The organism is Streptomyces sp. NPDC029216 (genome assembly GCF_040648015.1).
Taxonomy (GTDB): Bacteria; Actinomycetota; Actinomycetes; order Streptomycetales; family Streptomycetaceae; genus Streptomyces.
On record NZ_JBEZWL010000049.1, the window covers coordinates 21,853 to 44,312 of the forward strand.

Below are 22,460 nucleotides of genomic sequence, written 5' to 3' on the forward strand. Positions count from 1 at the left end.
TGTTCGTTGTCGGTCGCTTCTCGCGGGTGCGGCTCAGACGGCGCCGAGCAGCACCTCGGCCGCGGCGATCCCGGAGACGCGCGTGGCGCCGTGCGTGTGCAGCAGCACGGCCGCGGGTGCGGCGTCCGACGGGACGCCCATCTCGACGACCACCGCGTCGGGGCGGCTGCGCACCAGTCCGTCCAGGGCCCGCTCCATCCAGGAGTGCCGGGCCGCGTCGCGCACCACGACGACCAGGGCGCGTCCCTCGGCGGGGGCCAGCGCCGCCCGGTCGAGGGCGTCACCGTGCGCCAGGTCCGCTTCCCCGAGGCGTACGGAGGTGGTGTCCGGGCGCAGGGCGCGCAGCGGGTCGGCCACGCCCCAGGGGGTGCCGCCGTCGATGGCGAGGTGGGTCGCAGGCGCCAGCTCGACGACGTGGGCGGCACCGGTCAGCGGCAGCGGAGTGCGGGCGCCGGGCCGCTGGTGCACCCGGACCGCGCGGCGGGCCGCCGCCAGTCCGGTGTCGCGGTCCGCGTCCCCCTCCGACGCGGCCTGCGGGAGCCGCCTCGACCAGGCGGCGAACTCGGTGACGCGTCCGGAGGCTTCGCGCAGCCGCTCCTCCGGCAGGACGCCGTCCTGCACGGCACGCGCCAGGGCGTCCGCGAGTGCGGCGGTGGTGGCCTCGTCGGCGCTCTCGCCCCCGACGCAGACCGCGTCCGCTCCGGCGGCGACGGCCTTGACCGTGGCGCCGGTGATTCCGTAGAGGTCGGATACGGCGCCCATCTCGATGCCGTCGGTGATGACCAGGCCGGTGAACCCGAGTTCGTCGCGGAGGAGGCCGCCCACGATCCGGGGGCTGAGGGTGGCGGGCAGCACCTCGTCGTAGGCCGGAATGAGCATGTGGGCGGTCATCACGCTGCGCACGCCCGCCTCGACGGCCGCCCGGAACGGCGGCAGGGCGACGCGGGCGATCGTCTGGGCGTCGGCGTCGAGGCGCGGCAGGCCGTGGTGGGAGTCGACGCTGGTGTCGCCGTGGCCGGGGAAGTGCTTGGCGCAGGCGGCGACGCCGGCGGACTGCAGTCCTTGGATCCAGGCGGCGGTGTGGCGGGCCACGGTCTCGGTGTCCGCGCCGAAGGAACGGACACCGATCACCGGGTTGAGCGGGTTGGAGTTCACGTCGGCGCTCGGCGCGTAGTTCAAGGAGACGCCGGCCGCGCGCAGTTCGCGTCCGAGCCCGTGGGCGACCCGGAAGGTCAGGGCGGGGTCGTCGACGGTGCCCAGGGCGAGGTTGCCGGGCCGGGAGGATCCGGTGTGCCGCTCCAGGCGGGTGACGTCGCCGGCCTCCTCGTCGACGGCGACGATGAGGTCCGGGTTCTCGGCGCGCAACGAGGCGGTGAGCTCGGCGACTTGTTCCAGGCTGTGGATGTTGCGTCCGAACAGGACGACGGAGCTCAGGCCGTCGGCGATCCTGCGGAGCACCCAGTCGGGTGCGGAGGTGCCCACGAAGCCCGGCTGGAGCACGGAGTTGGCGAGGCGGGTGAGTTCGGGGTGGCGGTGGTCCGGCATGGAGGTCCTTGCGGGGAGGGGGGTGGGGAGGTGGTGCGCGCCGGTGCGGCCGGCGGTCCCGCGGGGCGGGTGGTGGGTGGTGGGGGCCCGGAGGACCGGGCCCCCGCGCGGTGCCGGGTGGTGGCGGTCCGCGCTACGGACGCGTGGCCCGTGCGGCGGTGTTCCCGTCCGGCGCCGGGCCGGCGTTGAGGCGTTCCTCCAGCACGGTGTCGGCCCGGCGGCCGGCGACCCGGGCCGGTGTGCCCGTCAGGACGTCGGTGAGCAGGGTCTTGACGGGGTTGGGTGCGGCCTCGACGGTGGGCCAGCGGGGGTCGACCGGGGTGGTGTGCCCGTTGGCCGCGGCCTGCGCCTGTACCCGGACCCCGGGGTCGTCGATCGTCCGGGCGAGGGCGAGCCGGTTGGGGAGCACCCCGTTCGCGGTCGCCAGGCGCTCCTGGCAGGCGGGGCCGGTCAGCAGGGCGACCCAGTCGGCCGCGAGGCCGGGCTGTCGGCCGCGCTGGGCGACGGCCAGGTGCGATCCACCGAGGAAGACGCTGCCGGGGCGGTCCGCCGAGGTGCCGGGGACGGGGAACATGCCCAGCTTGCCGCGCAGTTCGGGGTTGATGCGTTCGGCGTCGGCGAGTTCCCAGGGCAGGCCGATCATCTGGGCGGTCTGCCCCTTCGCCAGCACCTCGTACTGGAAGGGGTGGGCTTCGTCCTGGTCCTTGGGGGCCAGGGAGAACGACTGGAGGGCGCCGTAGTACCTCAGGGCCTCCGCGGCGGGCCGCGTGCTCAGGCCGCCCCGCCACCGGGTGCCGTCGTACTCCGCGATGCGCCCGCCGCGGTCGTGGAGGAGTCCGGAGAGCACGTACCAGTTCTGGCCCGGGAGGTGGATCGCCTGGAACCCGGGCTCCGCCCGGTGGGCGCGTGCGAGGCGTTGGGTGGTGCGCAGCCATTCCTGCTGGTCGCGCGGCTGTGTGAGGCCGGCTTCCGCGAAGAGGTCCTTGCGGTAGATCACCACGCGTGAGGCGGCGTACAGCGGGACGCCGTACTGGCGCCCCTGCCAGTTCCCCGACTCGCGCAGGGAGGGGATCCATTCCCCCGCGCCGAGCCGGTCGGACTGGTCGGAGAGGTCCTTCAGCAGTCCCTTGGCGGCGAAGTAGGGGGTGGTCGTGGTCCCGGTCTCCACGACGTCCGGTGCCTCGTCGGAGTTCAGGGCCGTTTCCAGGCGTTCGTCGATCCCCGGCCATCCCTGCATCCGCACGTTCACGGTGACGCCGGGGTGGTCCTTCTCGAACTCGCCGGTGAGCCACTCCAGTTCCGGCTGGGGGACGGATCCCCACATCAGCCAGACGGTGAGTTCCCGGGCCGGGGAGGGCGCGGCGTTCGCCGCGGCCGCCGGGCTCAGCAGGAGCAGGCCGGCGAGGAGGGCCGCGGCGTGTCGCAGACGTCGTCGCATGTCGTTCCTCTCTTGGGTTCAGGCGGTCGGTTTGCGGGCTTGGAGCACGAGGTACGTCGGGACGGCCCGGCGGGCCGCGCTGGTCCGCCGGTCGCGGAAGTTCTCCGGCCGGGGACGGCCTTCCGACAGTCCGGTCAGCGGCAGCCCGGCCTCGCCGAGGGCCCGCACGTACGTCTCCACGGTGCGGTGGACCTTGCGCACGGAGGCGCCGAGCCACGCGCAGTCGCGCGGGCCCTCGTCGAAGTAGCCGCGCACGCGCATCTCGGACGGCACCCCGTCCTGCCAGTCCCCGTCGTAGGCGCAGGTGACCACGGGGTGTTCCACCGAGATCACCAGGGTTCCGCCGGGGACGAGGCAGCGGTGGACCTCGCGGAGCAGCGCGGGCAGGTCGTCGAGGTAGTGCACGACCATGCGGGCGGTGACGACGTCCCAGACGCCGGGTTCCGCGGACGTCCAGGTGGTGAGGTCGGCCTTCTCCAGCGTGCCCGGGTCCAGGCGGGTGGCCGCCAGGGCGAGCATCCGGGTGCTGCCGTCGACGCCCCGGTACCGGCGTGCCCCGGCGGCCAGGGCGGACGCGCCGAACCGTCCGTCGCCGCAGCCCAGGTCCAGCACGGCCTTGCCGCGCAGGTCCCCGGCGAAGTCCGCGACGTAGGGCTCCTCCAGGGTGGCGTTCCCCTCGTCGGTGGCCGCCCGGGCTTCCTGGTAGCGGGGGAAGACCTGCTCGTCGTCGTAGAAGTCGGGGCCGTAGCCGTAGGTGTCGGGCGTCGTGGACACGCGTCCTCCGTGGCGTCGGGGTGGGCGTCAGTGGGAGACGGGGTGGACGCGGCCGTCGTAGGAGCCGGCGAGGAAGCGACCCGTTCCGGTGTCGTAGGTGAGGGAGGAGATGCCGGCGGTGGTCACCCGGGTCGCGGTCCAGGTGCCGAGGGTCACGTCGTACACGGCGACCAGGCCGTGGTAGGAGCCGGTGGCGACGAACCGCCCGTCGGGGGTCGCGGCGACGGACTTGATCGAGTGGTCGTGCGGCGTGGTGACGACGGTGGGTTCGAAGCCGCGCCACAGCCGCAGCTTGTAGTCACGGCTGACGCTGGCGAAGTCGCCGTCGGGAAGGGCCGCGCAGCCGTTGGCGATGCGGTCGTGGGCGTCGTCGACGTGGTGGAGTTCGGTGAGGGTCTCGACGGAGAACCAGGTGGCGCTGCCGTCGGCGCAGACGGAGAAGATCCGGTCGCCCGACACGGCGACGCCCTTGACGGCGTTGCCGTGGAGCTTGAGGGTCGTCTCGTGCCGGAAGGTGCCGTCCGCCGCCACGGAGAAGACGAGGCCCTCGCCGGTGTAGGCCCCGACGATGACGTGCGGGACGCCGTCGCGTTCGAAGGCGGCGCCGCAGTTGAGGGGCGAGCGGTGCTGGTGGAGCACCTCGCCGGTCATGGCGTCGAAGACCTTGCCCATCTGGCCGCCGGTGACGACGCGGCCGCCGACGGGGGTGAGGAAGTTGCACAGGCTGCCGGTCTCGCTGTGCGGGGTGCCGTCGACCCACAGCACTCCGGCGTCGCCGATGGTCAGGGTGCGGCCCCCGTCCACGTGCACCGCGTTCACGCACGGGGTGCCTTCGATGCCGTCGAGGTCCCATTCCTCCGCCGCGATGCGGTAGGTGGCGTAGGAGGACCCGAAGGTGGCGAAGGCCAGGGTGTCGCTGTCGAGGAAGGCGCAGGACCGCGGCCAGACCTCCGGCGGCAGCGAGGACGTGGCCACGGGGGCGAGCTGTCCGGAGGTGTCCCAGACGCGCAGCGTGCGGTCGTAGCTGAGGCTGACCAGCAGTTCCCGGTCGGCGTTGTACACGAGCCGCTTGATGCCCGCCTCGTGGGCCGGGTGGGTGGTCGTGGTGCCGTCGGTGATGGCGATGATCTCGCCCTCGTCGTTGCCCGCGTAGATGGCGCCGGAGCGGGTGATGGCGACCGTGTCGGTCTCCACTCCGTCGAGGTCGATCTCGGCGAGCATGCCGCCCGTCTCCAGGGACCACCGCTTGATGGTGCCGTCGTCGCTGGAGGAGACCAGCTCGTCCGTGCCGGTGACCCACTCCACGGAGATGACGTCCGCCGTGTGGCCGGTGAAGGTGGCCCGGAGCACGCCGGCGAAGTCGAAGACCCGCACGTGGTGGTCGCGTGAGGCGGTGGCGATCAGCTGCTTGGAGGGGTGGAAGACGGACATCTCGACGTCGTCCTTGTGGTCGGCGAGTACGGCGACCAGCCGGAGGTCGGGGACCGACCACAGGCGGGCCGAGTAGTCGCTGGAGGAGCTGACCAGGTGGCGGCCGTCGGGGCTGAACGCCGTCTGGTTGCTCAGGTGGTCGTGGGTGGCCCGGGCGAGGGCCTGCTTGCCGGCGGCGTCCCAGAGGATGAGCTGGTTGTCGTAGCCGGCGGTGGCGACGTACCGGGTGCCGTAGGCGGCGACGCCGCTGATGGGGCCGTAGTGACGGATCACGTGAATGTCTCCCTCGGTATGCGGAGTTGGACTGATGAAGGCAGAAGGGTGCTCGGAGGGTGTCCGGTGCGTGGGCGCCGGCGGTCAGGCGTCGGCGGACCGGGGGCGCGGACTGCCGAGCCGGTGGGGCGCCAGGCCGCCGGTGAACCGATAGCCGAGGCCGCCCAGGGCCACGAGGCAGGCGAGCACCGCCCACAGGAGCGCGGCCTGCCGCTCGATCAGCGCCCCGACGAGCGCGGGCCCGGTCGTCGCGGACACCGTCCAGGTGAGGTTGAACAGGGACAGGAAGCGGCCGCGGGCCCCTGGCGGGCCGAGGGTCGCGGAGAGCGCCACGATCGCCGGAGTGGCGGTCATCTGCCCGGTGGTGAAGAGGAGCACGGCGCCCAGCACGAGTGCGATGGAGACCGCTCCGCCGGTGAGCGGAAGGAGGGCGAGCAGGCCCACGGCGGCGAGTATCAGCACCGCCGCCCGGGAGATCACGCGGCTGCGGGCGATGGTCCCGAGCCGGGCGGTCAGGGTGGACTGCGCGGCGACGATGAGGAGCGCGTTGACGGTGAGCGCGGTCGACGGCAGCCACGCCGGCAGGTCCTGCACCTCGACGAGGTAGACCGGGAGGATGAGGGTGGGAATGAGCCAGCCGAAGGCGAGCGCGGTCTGGGAGGCGAGGACGCAGAGCAGGATCCGGTCGGCGAAGACGGCCCTCCAGCCGGACCGGCCCGGTGCCGGCTGCGGCTCCGGAGCCTGCGCCCGGTCCGGTCCCGGTGGCGCCGCCGCCTCGTCGTCCGGTGCCGGCCGCATCGGCTTCGCCGGTCGTACGGGCTTCCAGAACAGCAGGGCGGTCAGCACGCTGGTGGAGGCGTTGATGACGACGATCAGCACCGCGGCGCCGGACCAGCCGCCGGCCAGCAGCAGGCCGCCGGCGACCCCGCCGACGGCCACGCTGGCGTTCTTGCCCGCCGCCGTGAACGCGTACCACCGGTCGAGCTCGGCGCCCTCGGCGAGGTCGGCGACGAAGGCCGGCCAGGCGGCCCAGTACATGCGGTCCGCGCTCAGGACCACGAGCATGCTCGCCACCAGGGCGGGGAGCGAGTCGACCAGGAGGTAGCAGAGGTAACCCGCGGCGGCGAGCAGGTTGTTGGAGATCAGCGACACCCGGGGGCCCCACCGGTCGACCGCCATGCCCGCGACCGGGGTCAACGGTATGGACAGCAGCGTCGCCACGCTGGTCCCCAGCCCCACCTGTGCCACCGTCAGGTCGGTGGTCATCAGGAAGAACAGGAAGGACAGCGGGGTGAACATGCCCGCGCCGAAGGTGTCCAGCGCCGTGGCGGCGACGATCCTGCCCTGGCCCGACAGGTCGGGAACCCCCAGGGCGCGGCGCCACCGCGCGGGCGCGGCGGGCGCCGCCGGCGTCGGCCGGCTCACGCCGGTGCCACCTCGGTCAGGGCGATGCGGTGGCCGGCGTGCAGGACCTTGGCCTCGATGTACCGCCGGTTTCCGGAACCGAGGAACACGCCGGTGCTCACCGATTCGTGGACCGTGATGCCGGAGGCCGCCAACTGGGCCGCCTTGTCGGGGTTGTTGCTGAGGAGGCGGATGCCGTCGACGCCGAGCGCCCGGAGCATCTGCGCGGCGACCCGGTAGTCGCGCTCGTCGTCCGCGAAGCTCAGCCGGCGGTTGGCCTCGAAGGTGTCGAGCCCCTGGTCCTGGAGGACGTAGGCGTCCAGCTTGTTGTAGAGGCCGATGCCGCGCCCCTCCTGCCGGAGGTAGAGCAGGATGCCGCCCTCGGCCAGCCGGTCGGTGGCTTCCCGGAGTTGGGGTCCGCAGTCGCAGCGGCCCGAGCCGAACACGTCGCCGGTGAGGCACTCGGAGTGCAGGCGCACCAGGGGCACGGGGGCCGGCTCCTCGCCGAAGACGAGCGCGAGGTGTTCGCGGCCGTCGACCAGCCCGGAGAAGGTGATCATGCGGGCCGTCAGCGTACGTCCGCCCGCCTCGATCGGGACGGGGACCTCCGCGCGGATCTCGCAGCGGGGGACGTCGGATTCGGGGGTTTCGTCAAAGGCGATGGCCATCAGTGTTCAACACCCTTCATGCGGTTCGTGCGGTGTGGTTCCGTGGGGGTATGCGGCGGCCGGGCCGCGCCTCGGGCACGGGGACGGGACCCGTGACCGGGGCCGGGTGGCGGGCTCGGCGCGGTGGGTTCAGGTGGAGAGGGCGAGTTGGGGCTGTCGCCAGATGTGCCGGGCCGCGGGCAGGCCGGCCAGCCGCTCGCCCGGGAGGGCGGGCACCGGCCCGTGGGTGCGCCGGTCGTCCCGTCCGGCCGCGAAGGCCTGCTCGGCGAGGCCGGTGAGGCGGGCCACCCGCTGTTCGATCCACAGCCGGTGGTCGGGGTTGCCGGCCGTGCCGCCGAGGATCCAGCTGCGCAGGGAGACGCGGATCAGGGCGGGAGACGGCGGCCGGCCGGCGGGCGGGGTGTGCAGGCCCAGCAGGTAGCCGCCGTGCCAGATCTCCTCGCACAGCCACAGCAGTCCGTCCGGTACGCGCAGTCCCGACAGGCCGGCCCGGGCCCGCGTCCACAGCTCCTGTGCGCGCTCGGCGGCGGGTGTGCCGCGCAGGTACGCCTCGCGGGAGAGGAACAGCGGCTCGGCGTCCGGGCCGTCCGGTGCGGTGAGGACCACGTGGGCGTGGCCGTGCGGGCGGTGGACGAGCACCGGCGGGGGTTCCGCCAGGGTGCCGCCGGCGTCCGGACGGCCGCCGGCCGCGTCCTGGACGTCGTCGGCGAAGCAGGCCGAATGCCGGGGCCCGAAGCGGTCGTTGCCCATGATGCTGGGTGCTCCGACGTGCTCCACCAGGTGCGGGACCGAGATCAGCACCCCGCGGCCCCGTGCGGCCAGCTCGCGGGCCACCACCACGTCGTCGGGTTCCGGCTCGGCGTCCTCCTCGGGCACCGCGGAGAGCAGCGCCGCCACGTCGTGCCGGGGCAGGAGCAGCGCCAGGGTGGGGACCCACTCCCCGGGTACGGCGGGCACCCAGGAGGCGCCCTGGAGGGCGGCGGCACGGGTCGCGGCCCCGTTCCACGAGTTCCAGTTCGCGTAGAAGGCGAGCGGCGCGTCCGGGTGCTCCGCGACGGCCGCCTCCACGCGTCGGACGAAGTCCCGGCAGGGCTCGACGTCGTCCTGGAGGACGAGGTGGTGGGTGGCTCCGGCGCCGATCCGGGCCCAGGCCGCGCGGGCGGTGCGCAGGGTGGTCGGCGGCCCGTGCGGGTCGGGGTCGACCGCGATCGCGGCCTCCCAGGGGCGCAGGGCGTCCGCGAGCCGGCCGGCCTCGGCCAGGCGCCGGGGATGGGCCATGATCGCGGCGCTGATCACGGGCGCGCGCCCGGTGCCGGGGCTCATCGGGACGCCCCTTCCCCATGTTCCGGGGCGGTGGGCGCGGCGTCGGCGGTCTCGCGGACGCTGTGCCAGCCCCGGTCGCCCCGCGCCCATTCCCACCCGGCGCGGTAGACGGCCAGGGCGCCGACCAGATGCCAGGGCACGACCAGGGCCCAGGCCAGGCCGTCGACCCGGTCGCGGTACTCGGGGCTGCGGCGGGCTCCCAGGACGCAGGCCACGTCCGCCAGCACCACGGCGGCGGCCGCCTTGCGCGCCCGGGGCGAGACGACGGCGGCGGCGAGGAGGGCGGGCATCACGGCCCTGGCCGCCATGCTGCCCACCGTGACCGCCCCCAGCAGGCGCCCGCGCGGGGAGAGTTCGGGCCAGTTCACCGCCACGGCCCGCAGCTGTCCGCGGGCCCACCGGGCGCGCTGGCGCAGGGCCGCTGCGGGCCGGTCGGTCGAGCTGACGCGCGACGGCTGCCGCAGGAAGCCGGTGGCGGCGCCCTCGCTCATCAGCCGCAGGGACCAGTGGTAGGACTCCTCGACGTCGTCCTCGCGGATGGGGCGCACCCGGTCCCAGGTGGCGCTCCAGGCGTAGACCGAACTCCCCGCGACGACGTGGACGCCGGCGGCCCGGGCCAGTCCCCGCACCGAGGCGTGCCACACGGTGTCCTCGGCGGTCTTCACGCGTGAGGTCAGCCGAGGGCCGGGCTCGCCGACCTCCTCGGCCTGGACGAGCGCGTAGCCCTGCTCCAGGGCCCACACGGCTTCCGTGGGCTGGCCGGGATCGGGTACGACGTCGGCGTCGACGACGGCGACGACCTCGCCCTCCGCGTGCGGGAAGGCGTGGTTCAGGGCGGCACCCTTGGGCCGCATGCCCGGCAGGCGCAGGATCCGCCAGTCCAGTTCCGGGCGGCCTGCGGCGGCCCGCGCGTTCTCGGCCTGCTCCGCCTCCCGTGCGTGCTCCGGGCCGTCGGCGACGAGCCACAGCACCTGGAGCAGTTCCGCGGGGTAATCCAGTGCGGCCACGGCCCGCGCCGAGCGGGCCAGCGTCGCCTCCGTCTCACGGTGGAACGGCATCAGGAGGGTGAGGCGGCGGGTGGGCCGCCAGTCACGCGGGGGCGGGGGCGCGGCGTACGGGCGTAACGGCCAGGTGGGGACCAGGATGTCGGTCATCGGAGCCTCGACACGGACAGCGGCGAGGATAAACGTTTACTCTTGTTCGCTCTTGACCGAGACAAGATGATTCCTCCGTAAATGACTGTCAGATTCCGGCTGTAGGTTGGTCCGACGGTGCACCGGATCCGCTCCGGTGGAGGGCTCCGCAGAGGGCGGACACGCAGATCGACTGGCCGTCGAAACCGGTTGGCTCCAAGATCGACGGCACGCATTGGACTGTACCAATGGCCCGGCGTCTGGCCAACCCTGTTCTTCGGGCCGTGCAGCCGCCCCGTTCCCCCTCGCATCCCCACCTCGCACCCGCTTCGAGGAGCCTTCCCATGCCCCGTCCTTACGTCCTGCTCTCGGCCGCCGTCTCCCTGGACGGCTGTCTCGACACCCCGCCCGGGCAGCCGCGCCTGCTGCTCTCCAACGAGGAGGACTTCGACCGCGTCGACTCCGTGCGCGCCTCCTGCGACGCGGTCCTCCTGGGAGCCGGCACGCTGCGCGCCGACGATCCCCGGGTTCAGGTGGCCTCCCCCGACCGGCGGGCGGCCCGCGTCGCCGCCGGACTCCCCCCGCACCCGGCGAAAGCCACCGTCACGCGCAGCGGCGACCTCGACCCGCGCCGGCGGTTCTGGCACCACGGGGGCGCCAAGGTCGTCTACGCGGTGGGCCGCGCCGCCCGGGACAGGGCCGCGGCGGCCCTCGGCGACCTGGCGACGGTCCACCAGGTGGCGGAGGACGACGTATGGCCGCAGGTCCTCGACCACCTGCACGGCCTCGGCGTGCGCCGGCTGATGGTCGAAGGCGGTGGCCGGATCCACACGCAGTTCCTGCGCCAGGGGCTGGCGGACGAGCTCCAGCTCGTCATCGCCCCGGTCATCGTGGGCCGGCCGGACGCACCCCGGATGTTCGGAACCGGGGACTACCCGGGCGGCCCGGAGCACCGGCTGACGCTCGCCGGGACCGAGAGGATCGGTGACGTCACCCTGCTGCGCTACGCCACCCACCGCCGCCCGGGAGCCGGGGCGCGGGCCACCGCCGCCGACGCGGCCTGGCTCGGGGAGGCCTGCGCGCTCGCGGCGGCCTGCCCGCCCTCCACCACGGCCTTCTCCGTCGGGGCGATCGTCGTCGCCGCCGACGGCAGCGAGCTCGCGCGGGGCCACTCCCGCGAAGGGGGCGATGCGCACGTCCACGCGGAGCAGGCCGCGCTCGCCAAGGTGCGCGGCAATCCCGGCCTGGCCGGTGCCACCGTCTACAGCAGCCTGGAGCCCTGCGGACAGCGCGCCTCGTACCCGCACCCCTGCGCGGAACTGATCGCCGAGGCCGGGATCCGGCGCGTGGTCACGGCCTGGCGGGAGCCCGACACCTTCGTGCCGGGCGCGAACGGCACCGAGAGGCTCCGGGCGCGGGGCATCACGGTGGTGGAGGCGCCGGAGTACGCGGAGGCGGCCCGGTCGGCCAACGCGCACCTGTCACCCGGTAAGTGACGCGGGGACGGCACGCCGATCGTCCACCTCGGCCCAGGCCGAGGTGGTGCCGTCGCGGTGCAGCGGGCCGAGCGCGTGGGCCGGCAGGGCCCGCCCGACGCCGTGGCGCCGGCGGGCGGCCCGCACGGCGACGAACGCCGTGGTCAGTTGAGCTGGCGGCGGACCAGTTCACGGAAGGGGCCCGCCGGGTCCGCGAGGAGTTCGGCCGGTGGGCCCTGCTGGGCGATGCGGCCGGACGACATGACGATCACCCGGTCCGCGTCCATGACGGTGGAGAGCCGGTGGGCTATGACCACGCGGGTGCAGCGAAGGGCGCGGGTGGAGTCGGTCACGACGCGTTGGGCCTCGTTGTCCAGGGCGCTGGTGGCCTCGTCCAGGAAGATGACGCGCGGCTTGCGGATGAGGGCCTGGGCGATCATCAGGCGCTGGCGCTGGCCGCCCGAGACGGTGCCGCCGCCGTCGGAGAGCATCGTGTGCATGCCCATCGGCATGGCCTTGATGTCCTCCGCCAGGCCCGCCATGGCGGCGGCCTCCCACGCTTCCTCCAGCGAGTACGTCTCGGCGCCGCTGATGCAGTCGAGGATCGAGCCGGAGAAGGGCTGGGCGTTCTGCAGGACGACCCCGCACTGGCGGCGGACGGCCGCCTGGTCGAGGGTCGCCAGGTCCTGGCCGTCGTACAGGACGCTGCCTGCGGTCGGCCGGTCGAAGCCGATCAGCAGGCGCAGCAGGGTGGATTTGCCGCAGCCGCTGGCTCCGACGATCGCGACGAACTCGCCCTGCCGGATCCGGAGCGACACGTCGTCGAGGGCCAGGGGGCCGTCGGCGGTGTAGCGGTAGGAAAGGTTCTTCACCTCGATGGCGCCGGTCAGCTCACCGGGCGGAGTGGAGGACCCCCGGACCTCGGGGGGCTCCGCGAGGAGCGGCTTGATCTGTTCGAACATCGGCTGTACGGCGGCCGCGGAGAGGAGCGCGCCGGTCAGCTGGGTGACCGCGGACAGCATCATCGTCACGGCGGTGCTGAAGGTGAGGAATTCACTGGCGGACATACCGCCCCGGGCCGGCCCGGCCACCAGCATGAACATCACGAGGGTGCACAGCGGCAGACAGACCGCGTTGAGCACGGTGACGGCGTTCTTGATCCGGCCGATGCGCTGCTGGAGCTCGCGGGTGCGCGCGAACTCCTTCGCCCAGGCGGCGTAGGCGAAGCTCTCGGCCATCGCCACGCGCAGCTTGGGCAGCCCGCGCAGGGTCTGGAACGCCTGGTTGTCGAGCCTGTGCCCGAGCTCGATCAGCTGTCGCTGGTAGCGCAGCTGCCACAGCCCCAGGCCCAGGAACACGGCGGCGATGACGAGCAGCATGGCGATCGCCACCAGCGCCAGCGGCACGCTGAACACGAGGAGCAGTACGAGGTTCATCGCGGCGACGGCACCGGCCTGCACGGACACCGAGCCGATGCCGGACAGGGCGCTGCGGATGGCGCCGATGCCCAGGGCGGCGCCGGCCAGTTCGCCGGTGGAGCGGCCGGCGAAGAAGGTCACCGGCAGCCGCAGCAGCCGGTCCCATACGGCGGGCTGCAGGGTGGCCTCGATACGGCCCTCCATGCGCAGGACGGAGACGTTCTGCAGCAGCATGAAGGCGGCCGAGACGAGGCTGGTCGCGATGAGCGCCAGCGCGCTCTGCACGATGAGGCTGTCCTCGGCGCGGGGTACGTACTCGCCGAGCACCTTTCCGGTGGCCAGGGGTACGAGGGCTCCCAGGCCGACCGCGACCAGCCCGCCCAGGAGCAGGCCGCGCAGCTCCCGGCCGGTGCCGCGCAGGCTGAAGCGCAGCAGCCGCCGCAGGCTCGGTTCCCCGTCGGGCAGCGGACGGTAGAACATGACGGCGCGCGCTTCGAAGGCGGACGCGGTGTCCTTGTCCACGCGCTCCCGCGTCCCGCGGGCCGGGTCGACGGCCTCGTAGCCGCCGCGCCGCCACAGCAGGGCCACCGGGGTCCCGTCCGCCTCGCGCCGGCCGACCAGGGGCCCGCTGTCCTCCCGCCACCACCGGCCGCTCAGCCGGACCGTACGGGTGCGGATCCGCGAGGCGAGCGCGAGGCGCTCGACGGGATCGGTGCGTCCGGAGCCGGAGGCGGCGGAGCCCGTCGCACGCCCCTCGGACAGGGCGATGCCGGCCGTGGCGGCGACCAGGCGGCACACGGCGAACGTCGCGTCGTCGCTCGCGCCGCGCCGCGGACCGCGGCCCGAGCGGCCGATGGACGCCAGCAGCGTGCGGTCGGCGCGGGTACGGGCGGCCTCGCCGGCCCGGATACCGGCCGCCGCGCGGTCCTCGTGGGCGCGTTCGAGCTGCTCGATCCAGTCGCCGAGGGCGTACAGCAGCCGGTGCTGCTGCTCGACCATGCCCTGCCACAGCGTCGCGTCGAGGAGGAGGGCGCCGGTGGCGTCGTACCCCTCGTACGCGGCGCCGTACGCCACGCTGCCCGGGCTGATCGGGATCCACAGGATGTCGTCGTCGGTCCCGCCCCCGGAGGCGCCGGCCCGGTTTTCCAGCGGTGCCTGGTAGAGCACGCGCAGGCCACGGCCGACGCCGAGCGCGAAGGCGTACTCAAGGGGGCTCAGCGGCGCGGCGTCGTAGGGTGCGCCGTACTGGCCCTGGTCGTACGCCCACGGGTCGGCGTACGGCGTGCTGCGCAGCTCGTGGAGCTCGATGCGGTGCAGCCGGCAGCCGTGCAGGGGGCGGCCCACCAGCGTGTGTCCGGGGCCCTCGGCCGGGCCCAGCAGCAGGGTGCCCGCCTCCAGCCGGCCCAGGAAGTGCCAGTGTCCGGCCTGGGCAGCGTCGACGGCGAACAGGTCCAGGTCGCCCTCGACGACGAGCCACAGGACGAGCGGCCCCTCCAGGGACAGACTGCGCACACCGGCGCAGTCGACGGCCGCGCCGAGTCCGCCCAGGGCCGCCACGACCGGGTCCGGGGCGAGGACGGGTACCGGATGGGCGTGGGCCGGGTACGGGGTCGGGGACGGGGTTGCCACCTCAGTGCTCCTTGACCAGTTCGGCGTACGGGCCGCGCGCGGCCAGCAGCTGTTCGTGCCGCCCGCGTTCGACGACCGTCCCCCGGTCGAGTACGAGGATCTCGTCGCTGTCGCGCACCGTGCTCAGCCGGTGGGCGATGACCACGCACGCACAGCCGCGTCGCCGCAGGTTGTCCATGACGGTCTGCTCGGTCGCCGCGTCCAGGGCGCTGGTCACCTCGTCCAGGACCATGACGCTGGGGCGGCGCACCAGGGCCCGGGCGATCTCCAGGCGCTGGCGCTGGCCGCCGGAGAAGTTCCGGCCGTCCTGCTCCACCCGGCTGTGGATGCCGCCGGGGCGCCGCGCGACGACCTCGTACACGGCCGCGTCCTCCAGGGCGGCGATCACGGCCTCGTCCGGGATGGAGGGGTCCCAGAGGGCGACGTTGTCGCGGACCGTGCCCTCGAAGAGGAAGACGTCCTGGTCGACGAAGGAGACCGACGCGGCCAGCGCGCCGCGCGGGATGTCCTCCAGGCGCATGCCGTCGATGCGGATCGTGCCCTCCCAGGGGGTGTACAGGCCGGATATGAGCCGGGAGACGGTGGACTTGCCGCTGCCGGAGCCGCCGACGAGCGCGACCTGCCGGCCGGGGCCGACCGACAGGGAGAATCCCTTCAGGAGCGGGGCGTCCAGCGGGCTGTATCCGAAGGTGATGCCCTCCAGTTCCACCCGGCCGTGGAGGCGGCGCGTCGCGGCGGGGGGCTCACGGCGGGTGTAGAGCGGGTCGACGGGGAAGTTCTCGACGTCATTGAGGCGGGCGACGTCGGCCGCGAAGTCCTGGATCCGTCCGGCCACGCCGTTCAGCCGGGTGATCGGCGCGGTGAAGCTCGTCACGAGTGCCTGGAAGGCGACGAGCAGGCCGACCGAGAGGTGTCCCTCCACCGCCCGCAGGCCGCCGATCATCAGGATCAGCGCGCTGTTGAGCGCCGCCAGCGTGGGCGCGACGACCGCCAGCCACGCGCTGGGCATGCCGAGGCGCTGCTGCACGTCGAGGGTGACGGCGTGCCGGCCGGCCCAGCGGCGGAAGAAGCCGTCTTCGCCGCCGGTGGCCTTCATCGTTTCGATGAGCTGGAGACCGCTGTAGGAGGTGTTGGTGAGCCGGGCGTTCTCGGCGCGCAGCTTCTGGGTGCCGGTGGCCCGTACGCGGATGACGATGCGCATGGCCACGAGATTGAGCAGTGCGACGCCGATACCGACGACGGTGAGCTGCGGATCGTACGTCCACAGCAGCACCGCGTAGAGGACCACGACCACCGCGTCCACACCGGCTGCGGCGAGGTCCCTGGCCAGGGTCTCGGCGACCGCGTCGTTGGACTGCAGGCGCCGGACCAGGTCGGCCGGGCCGCGCTGGGAGAAGAAGGCGACGGGAAGCCTGAGGAGGTGCCGTAGGAAGCGGGCGCTGCCGAGGGTGGAGGAGATGATGCGCCCGCGCAGCAGGTTGGCCTGCTGGAGGCCGGTGAGCACGGCCGTCAGGAGCAGGGTGACCGCCATCGACGCGAAGAGCACGCCCAGGAGCGAGGTCTGTTCACCGATCAGGAACATGTCGATGTACGTACGGCTCAGCGCGGGCACCGCCGCGCCGACGACCACCAGCAGGAGGCTGGAGAGCACGGCCGCGAGCAGGGTGCCCGAGGTGCCGCGCAGGCGGGCCGGCAGGGCGTCCAGGACGCCGGGCTTGCGGCCGGTGCGGCGGAAGCCGGGGCCCGGTTCGAAGGTGAGGACGACGCCGGTGAAGGCGGTGTCGAACTCCTCCATGGGAACGAAACGCCGGCCCTTGGCCGGGTCGTTGATGTGGACGCCCCGGCGGCCGAAGCGGCGGCCCATGCCCTCGTAGACCACGTAGTGGTTGAACTCCCAGAAGAGGACGGCCGGGGGCCGCACCCCGGCGAGCGCGGCCAGGTCCATCTGCATGCCCTTGGCCGCGAGCCCGTAACCCCGGGCCGCCTTGAGGAGGTTGCTCGCACGGGAGCCGTCGCGGGAGACCCCGCAGGAGACCCGCAGCTCTTCCAGGGGGACGAAGCGGCCGTAGTGGCCGAGCACCATGGCCAGCGCGGCCGCGCCGCATTCCACTGCCTCCATCTGGAGCACGGTGGGGGTGCGTACGGTCCGGGGCGTGCGGCCTCGCGGGGCGTTCACGGGACGGCGGCGCGAGGAGCGGCGGCCGGCGTCGCCCCGCCGCTGCGGGGCCGTCACGGCAGCAGCCAGTCGATGGGGCGCTGCGCGGGGAGGTGGACGGCGCCGGTGACCGGCGTCGTGGAGTCGACCGGGTACGGGGGGCCGTCCTGGGAGGACCACCGGTAGCCGGACGTGGTCGCGGAGGAACGTTCGAGCCGCACGACCACGGCGACCGGGTTGCCCTGCCGGGTGAACTGTGCGGCGAGCCGGGCGTCGCCGAGGAAGCCGCCGATCTGCGCCGCCGTCTGGGGGGCCCGGCCGACCGTCTGGACGCGGCCGCGGAGCACCCCGTACCGGGGCTGGGGAACGGACTGGACGGTGAGGTCGACGGGGGCGCCCACCGTGATGGCCGCGCCGCTCGGGCCGGAGACGTAGAGCAGGGCGGTCAGCGGCTCGGCGGGGTTCTTCACGCGTTCCACCGTCGCGACGTCCGCGCCGGTCGTGAGGACCGAACCGGTCTTGGCGGCCAGCGTCGTCACCCGCCCGCCCGCCACCAGGCGTACGACCTGCTCGCCGCGGTCCGTCGCGACCCGGAGCAGGGGCGCGCCGGAGGCCAGCAACTGGCCCTCTTTGGCCAGGGCTTCGATGACCTGTCCCGCGTACGGGCTTTGCAGCAGGTAACTGCCCTCGGGGTGGGTGAGGATTCCGGGTGCGCTCAACTTGGCGGACACGGTTCCGGCGCACGCCCAGGTACTCGCGGCGGCCATGACGACCACGGTGACGGCCAGCACGAGCAGGCCCTGCGGGCGTGCGAAGCGTACGGGCAGATCGAGTTCTTCGGGCGATTGCAGCTTGGAAAGCGCCTTTTGGCGGAACTGCACGGACTATTCCTTCGACTGCGCGGCCGCCGTGAACCCCGGAACGGCTGCGTTCCGGGGTTCACGGGCGACAGCTGGCCGTACTCAGAGACCGGCGACGCCGACCTGCACGCCGGCGATGCCGGTGACCTGGCCGGGCAGGGCCGTGGCGGCCTGGACGGTGTCCAGGGAGGTCACGACGCCCAGCACGGTCTGGACGTCGCCGAGGACGGCACCGGCGAGACCACCGGAAATGGCCACACCGCCGGCAACGGCGTCCAGTTCGGTGTCGGCGATCTCGCGGGTCTCGATGTCGTTACGCATGGTGGCGCACCTTTCATTCATTCGAATATTCGTCAATTGCCGTGGTCCGGGCGGGAAAAGCGGTTACGGACACTCCCGCAGAGCAGCCCGGCGCAAACCGAGCAGCGCTTCCGGGAACCGCGGCGGTGGGCAGATGTAAGCACGCGAACGAGTGGCCGGGCCAACTGCGTTGACGCCCCATCCCGCCCGGGACGTGAACTCGGGCGGAGGACCTCCTCATTCATTCGCCGGATCGTCGCAACCCCTTCACAAGATCGAGTAACGAATACGCGAGGTCCGCGACCCTCACTCGACATAAGGGGACACACGACCACCAAACGCCTGGGGCATTACGGGCATATCGCCGCGCGAGGCGAGCAGGGGCACCCTGCCGGTCGCAGCTGTGAAGATTTGCGGAAGTACCGCACCGTGACGGCTTGGCGGGCGGTGGTTGTGCTCGGCGCTACTCGGGGTCGCCGCACAGGTACGTGCCCATGAGATGGGCACCTGCGCTCGGGTCGCCCACGGTGCTTCTCACGGTGAGCCAGATCCTTTGCGATCCGTCCGGGCAGCTGCTCGACGTGGTCCCCACCACACTCGCCGGACCGGTGCGTACCTTGTACTGGCTGGCGCCGGACCAGCAGGGCACCTTCACCAGCACCCCCTCGGCGTCCTCCCGTACCCCCGTCGCCTCCGGATTCCCCTTCTCCCGAGTGTCGCGGTACACGCAGTCACCGGCCTGGACCGACGAGGCGGAGCCACCGTTCAGAGCGTGGCTGACCCAGCCGGAGAAGCCCGAGTGGTCTCGGCGGCACTCCGTCGCCGAGGAGGTGCAGCACCTCGCCTTCCTGGCGGACGGTTACCTTCACGGCGCGGCCGGCCGCCAGTTGCAGCACGCGTGACACGGTGGCGTGCCCCTGCGCCTTCACCCGCATGGTGCGGGCGGCGGTGGGTTCGACGTTGTGGATGGCTGTGGTCGCGGTGTCGACGCTGCCGAGGGCCTCCGTGCCGAGGTGGATCCGGACCGGGCCGGCGGTCTCGTTGGTGACCACGAGCACCGCCTTCTCGGAGCCCTCGTCCTCGTCGGGCTCCTCCGGCGGTGTGACGGCCTCCGTGGGGGCGTAGGGCGCCTGCGGCTTCGCCGCCTCCCGCAGCAGGGTCAGCGCCCGGTCGATCGTCGGGCGGGCCTGCGGGTCCTTCGCCAGCAGGGTGGCGATCAGGGACTGCAGGGCGCCCGCGCGCCGCATCGGCGGGGCCGGCTCGTACTTCACCGCGTGGGCGGAGGCCAGCCAGGAGTCCCGCAGGAACGGTGAAACGCCCTCCACCGCCTCGTACAGGGTCGCGCCCAGCGAAAACAGGTCGCTGCTCGCCCTCCCGGGCTTGCCGTCGGCCCGCTCCGGCGCGAGGTAGGGCGCGGAGCCGACGACGACCCCGGTCGAGGTGATCCCGGTGCCGGTCTCGGGCGCGGCGATGCCGAAGTCGGCGAGCAGGATGTGACCGTCGTCGGAGAGCATGACGTTGGCGGGCTTGACGTCCCGGTGCACGATGCCCAGCCGGTGTGCGGCGGCCAGCGCGTGCAGCAGCGCCTCGGCGACCCGCTGCACCTCCGGTACCTCCAACGGCCCTTGCTGAAGCCGCTGCTGGAGAGTACCCCCGGAAACCAGCTGCATCACGATCCAGGGGATGTCGTGCTCGACGACCACGTCGTGGACGGTCACGATGTTCGGGTGGTCGCGCAGCCTGACCGCACTGAGCGCCTCCAACTCGGCCCGCTTGACGAGCGCGGCCCGCTGCTCGGGCGGCATCGGCCCGATCAGCCACAGCTCCTTGAGCGCCACCTCGGCCTGGAGCCGGCTGTCGTACGCCTTCCAGACGCGGCCCATGCCACCCGAGGCGATCAACTGGACCAACTCGTAACGACCCCCGACGATGTCGCCGGCTCGTGCCCCCTCTGCCACTCTGCCCCCGCTCGGCGCACCCGTACGACCGAAAACCTGGCACGCGGAGGACCCCCGCACCCACACCCCACCGCAAGCATCACGGCAGGCGGTTGACTCCGCAACTCACCGTACTGTTCCTCGAATTCGAAGGACCACTGGTCAGGTCGCGGTGGGAAGGTGGCGTGCCGCTGCGAGACCCGCCATCGTCCGGATTTTCGCGAAGTAGGAGGCGCAGTACTCCGAGTTGATCAGGGGCACGACCTTGTCAAGGTCGGTGATGCACGCCCACAGGTTGGCGATGCCCAGGTCGTCGAGCCCGCCGTTCAGTTCCCTCTGGACGAGGCCGGCGACCTCCGCGTCCAGGAGGATCAGGCTCACGCCCTCGACGTCGACGCCGCGGAAGCTGTCGGGGTACAGGGCGCGCCGGTGTTCCTCCCACAGCCGGGCGAGTCGGCCTGCCGTCGGTGCTCCGCTCACGTCGACGGCTGCCGGTTCCTCCACGGATGGCGGGCGGAGCAGCAGGGAGACGGCGTCGAAGACGGCACGTACCAGGGCAGTGGCCCCGACCGGGCCGAGGGCGGCGCTCGTCACGGTGCCCTGCGCGAGTTCTTCGCGCAGACGTCGGCCGCGGTCGAGTTCGGCCGCGAGTCCGACCGGGATCAGCCGGGCACCGGCGGCCCGCTCGATCAGCGCCTGGAGCGGTTCGTCGACGGCCAGGCGCTCGGCGAGGACGTGCTCCAGGCCGGTTCACCGGTGGAGTCTGGCCGCCGGAGCCTTCCGGCGCCACGGGATTTGCCTGTGGTGGGCACACATCACAGGCCCGCGGCTGTTCATTGGACAGGTGTCCAGATATTCTGGTCACCTGTCCAGGAACGACGAAGAGAGTGGGCTAAGCCGATGGAGACGACCGCGATGGTGCTGGTGGGCCTGGTGGCCGCGCTGCACGTGTACATCCTGGTGCTGGAGATGTTCCTGTGGGAGCGCCCGCCGGGCCGCGGGCTCTCCGGCTTCGATGCGGAGCTCGCCCGCGCCACCGCCCCCCTCGCGGCGAACCAGGGCCTCTACAACGGCTTCCTGGCGGCCGGCCTGCTCTGGGGCCTGTTCGCCGGTGACCCCACCGCCTTCCAGGTCCGGGTCTTCTTCCTCGGCTGCGTGGTGGTCGCCGGGATCTACGGCGGCCTCACCGCCAACCGGCGCATCCTGATCGCCCAGGCCCTGCCCGGCGCCCTGGCACTCGGCGCCGTCCTGCTGGCCGGGTGACGGGCGTGCCGGAGGACCCCCGCACCGAGCGGACCAGGGCCCGGTTGCGCCAGGCCCTGCTGGAGGAGTGCGCGAGCCGGCCGCTGGAGAAGGTCGGCGTCTCCGCCGTCGCACGGCGGGCCGAGGTCGGCCGGGCCACGTTCTACCTCCACTACGCCGACCTGGAGGCCCTCGCCGTCGACACCTGCGCCGAGATCGTCCGCGAGGCGGTGGACGCCCTGCACGCCTGGCGCGGCCGCCCCGACCCGGCGAACCCGCCACCCGCCCTGCTCGACTTCTTCGACCGCCTCCCCCGGCACGCCGGGCTCTACCGGGAGCTGCTCCGCGCCGGCGGCGGCGGACCGCTCGGCCAGGCCCTCCACAGGGACCTGCGCGCCCGCAGCCGGGCCGAACGCGCCCTGGCCGGCGCGCCGGAGCCCGACCTGATCGCCTCGGCCGTGGCCTCCGCCTTCGCCGGGGTACTCGCCGACTGGCTGCACGGCCTCATCGAGGCCACCCCCGCCGAGATCGCCGGACGCGTCTGGCGTCTGCTGATCAACCTCCACCGCACCCCTCTGCCCTGATCCGGCACGGTCGTCCCGTGAAGAATGATTCGCCGTCCGGGGAGCGACTTCAAGGGCGACGGCAAGACTGACGGCTGTGACCAGCACGTTCACCCCTGAGGGGCAGCTGTGCTATCCAAGACGTGTGGCCGAGTATCCCGCAGCTCCCGGCATGGCTGGTCAACTCGGATGGCTGGCACTGCCCACGGTTCCCGAAACACTGGCCCCGATGGTCGAGCGCACCGATGAACTGCTGCTGGCGTGGTGGCGGGACCAGCACCTGGACGACCTGGAACGGCTCGTCTCCGTCTGGTCGGAGCTGTTGGGGCATCCCGACTTCGCCGCCGCCGAGCCCGAGTTCCGGCTCCGGTGCGAAGACCGTGCCGCGATGGCCCTGTGCTGGCAGGGACTTGAGACGGGCCGGCCGGAGACGGTGGACGAGGCCCATACCCGCCTGGAGGCGGTCCTCTCCGCGTCCCCGCCGTGGGTCGCCGACGTGCAGTACCACCTGGGCGTCGTCGAGAGCGTGCGGGCGCAGCTGAGCAACTCCATGGACGACACCCTGGCCGCGGAGCGCCGACTGCGCACCGTGCTGGCCGCACTCCCCTCCGATGAGCGCAGACTGCGCCCGCGCTGCATGGACGTCCTGGCCCGCACCATCCTCTCCCTGCACGCCCGTGATCGCTCCCGTGGCAGCGCGAACGAGGCCGTCGCCCTGCTCAGGGACGCCGTCGCCCTGATCGCCCCGGACAGCTTCTACCGCGACCTGGTTCTGGTCATCCTGGCCTCGTCCCTGCTCTCCCGCTTCAAGGCGACCGGGAGGCTCGCGGACATGACCGAAGCCCTGGCCCTGCTGGAAGACGTCGTCGCGAGGGTGCGGTTCGCCGGCATC

The 22,460-nt window shown here is 73.2% G+C and carries 17 protein-coding genes and 1 pseudogene; 3 read left to right on the top strand and 15 right to left on the bottom strand.

Annotated features, from left to right (window positions below):
- Nucleotides 1-33: 33 nt before the first annotated feature.
- The 8 genes from AB0F18_RS19225 to AB0F18_RS19260 all read right to left on the bottom strand — a co-directional run bounded on the left by AB0F18_RS19225 (nucleotide 34) and on the right by AB0F18_RS19260 (nucleotide 10,010).
- On the bottom strand, nucleotides 34-1,545 hold the full coding sequence (locus tag AB0F18_RS19225) for a glycoside hydrolase family 3 protein (RefSeq protein WP_362061994.1): 1,512 nt from the start codon (nucleotides 1,543-1,545) through the stop codon (nucleotides 34-36).
- A 133-nt stretch (nucleotides 1,546-1,678) separates the two neighbouring features.
- Nucleotides 1,679-2,983 carry an extracellular solute-binding protein gene (locus tag AB0F18_RS19230; RefSeq protein ID WP_362061997.1) on the bottom strand — a complete coding sequence of 435 codons (1,305 nt, stop codon included), beginning with the start codon at nucleotides 2,981-2,983 and terminating at the stop codon, nucleotides 1,679-1,681.
- Nucleotides 2,984-3,001: 18 nt separating this feature from the next.
- A complete protein-coding gene (locus AB0F18_RS19235; RefSeq protein ID WP_362062000.1) occupies nucleotides 3,002-3,757 on the bottom strand; it encodes a methyltransferase domain-containing protein in 756 nt (251 codons plus the stop codon).
- Nucleotides 3,758-3,784: 27 nt separating this feature from the next.
- Entirely contained in the window at nucleotides 3,785-5,461 is a 1,677-nt protein-coding gene (locus AB0F18_RS19240) for a WD40 repeat domain-containing protein (protein WP_362062003.1), read from the bottom strand.
- An 84-nt stretch (nucleotides 5,462-5,545) separates the two neighbouring features.
- On the bottom strand, nucleotides 5,546-6,886 hold the full coding sequence (locus tag AB0F18_RS19245) for an MFS transporter (RefSeq protein WP_362062006.1): 1,341 nt from the start codon (nucleotides 6,884-6,886) through the stop codon (nucleotides 5,546-5,548).
- Nucleotides 6,883-7,533 (bottom strand): GTP cyclohydrolase II, encoded by a 651-nt coding sequence (ribA, locus tag AB0F18_RS19250; protein WP_362062009.1) that lies wholly within the window; start codon nucleotides 7,531-7,533, stop codon nucleotides 6,883-6,885. The genes AB0F18_RS19245 and ribA overlap by 4 nt, the downstream gene beginning before the upstream one ends.
- A gap of 129 nt (nucleotides 7,534-7,662) precedes the next feature.
- A complete protein-coding gene (locus tag AB0F18_RS19255) occupies nucleotides 7,663-8,856 on the bottom strand; it encodes a hypothetical protein (protein ID WP_362062012.1) in 1,194 nt (397 codons plus the stop codon).
- A complete protein-coding gene (locus AB0F18_RS19260) occupies nucleotides 8,853-10,010 on the bottom strand; it encodes a glycosyltransferase family 2 protein (protein WP_362062015.1) in 1,158 nt (385 codons plus the stop codon). Before AB0F18_RS19260 ends, AB0F18_RS19255 begins: the two co-directional genes overlap by 4 nt.
- A 323-nt stretch (nucleotides 10,011-10,333) precedes the next feature.
- Here AB0F18_RS19260 and AB0F18_RS19265 point away from each other — a divergent pair, with 323 nt between their 5' ends.
- Nucleotides 10,334-11,485 (top strand): dihydrofolate reductase family protein, encoded by a 1,152-nt coding sequence (locus tag AB0F18_RS19265; protein WP_362062018.1) that lies wholly within the window; start codon nucleotides 10,334-10,336, stop codon nucleotides 11,483-11,485.
- Nucleotides 11,486-11,503: 18 nt separating this feature from the next.
- On the opposite strand, the pseudogene AB0F18_RS19270 reads toward AB0F18_RS19265, so the two are convergent.
- The 7 genes and pseudogenes from AB0F18_RS19270 to AB0F18_RS19300 form a co-directional block, all read right to left on the bottom strand.
- Nucleotides 11,504-11,617: pseudogene (locus AB0F18_RS19270) on the bottom strand (GNAT family N-acetyltransferase); the annotation flags it as partial.
- Nucleotides 11,618-11,628: 11 nt separating this feature from the next.
- On the bottom strand, nucleotides 11,629-14,439 hold the full coding sequence (locus tag AB0F18_RS19275; protein ID WP_362062059.1) for an NHLP bacteriocin export ABC transporter permease/ATPase subunit: 2,811 nt from the start codon (nucleotides 14,437-14,439) through the stop codon (nucleotides 11,629-11,631).
- 73 nt (nucleotides 14,440-14,512) lie between these two features.
- Complete coding sequence (locus AB0F18_RS19280) at nucleotides 14,513-16,630, bottom strand: NHLP family bacteriocin export ABC transporter peptidase/permease/ATPase subunit (protein ID WP_362062021.1); 2,118 nt, start codon at nucleotides 16,628-16,630, stop codon at nucleotides 14,513-14,515.
- Nucleotides 16,631-16,740: 110 nt separating this feature from the next.
- A complete protein-coding gene (locus AB0F18_RS19285) occupies nucleotides 16,741-17,547 on the bottom strand; it encodes an HlyD family efflux transporter periplasmic adaptor subunit (RefSeq protein WP_362062024.1) in 807 nt (268 codons plus the stop codon).
- 81 nt (nucleotides 17,548-17,628) lie between these two features.
- Nucleotides 17,629-17,847 carry a hypothetical protein gene (locus tag AB0F18_RS19290; protein ID WP_362062027.1) on the bottom strand — a complete coding sequence of 73 codons (219 nt, stop codon included), beginning with the start codon at nucleotides 17,845-17,847 and terminating at the stop codon, nucleotides 17,629-17,631.
- A gap of 710 nt (nucleotides 17,848-18,557) precedes the next feature.
- Nucleotides 18,558-19,850 (bottom strand): serine/threonine-protein kinase, encoded by a 1,293-nt coding sequence (locus tag AB0F18_RS19295; RefSeq protein WP_362062030.1) that lies wholly within the window; start codon nucleotides 19,848-19,850, stop codon nucleotides 18,558-18,560.
- A 75-nt stretch (nucleotides 19,851-19,925) separates the two neighbouring features.
- Nucleotides 19,926-20,357, bottom strand: coding sequence for a hypothetical protein (locus AB0F18_RS19300; RefSeq protein ID WP_362062033.1), 432 nt, complete (start codon nucleotides 20,355-20,357; stop codon nucleotides 19,926-19,928).
- Nucleotides 20,358-20,663: 306 nt separating this feature from the next.
- On the opposite strand from AB0F18_RS19300, the gene AB0F18_RS19305 reads away from it, so the two are divergent.
- The gene (locus tag AB0F18_RS19305; RefSeq protein WP_362062036.1) at nucleotides 20,664-21,026 is read left to right on the top strand and encodes a DUF1304 domain-containing protein; all 363 of its coding nucleotides are present in this window, start codon (nucleotides 20,664-20,666) and stop codon (nucleotides 21,024-21,026) included.
- Nucleotides 21,027-21,031: 5 nt separating this feature from the next.
- Entirely contained in the window at nucleotides 21,032-21,589 is a 558-nt protein-coding gene (locus tag AB0F18_RS19310; protein WP_362062039.1) for a TetR/AcrR family transcriptional regulator, read from the top strand.
- Nucleotides 21,590-22,460 lie beyond the last annotated feature (871 nt).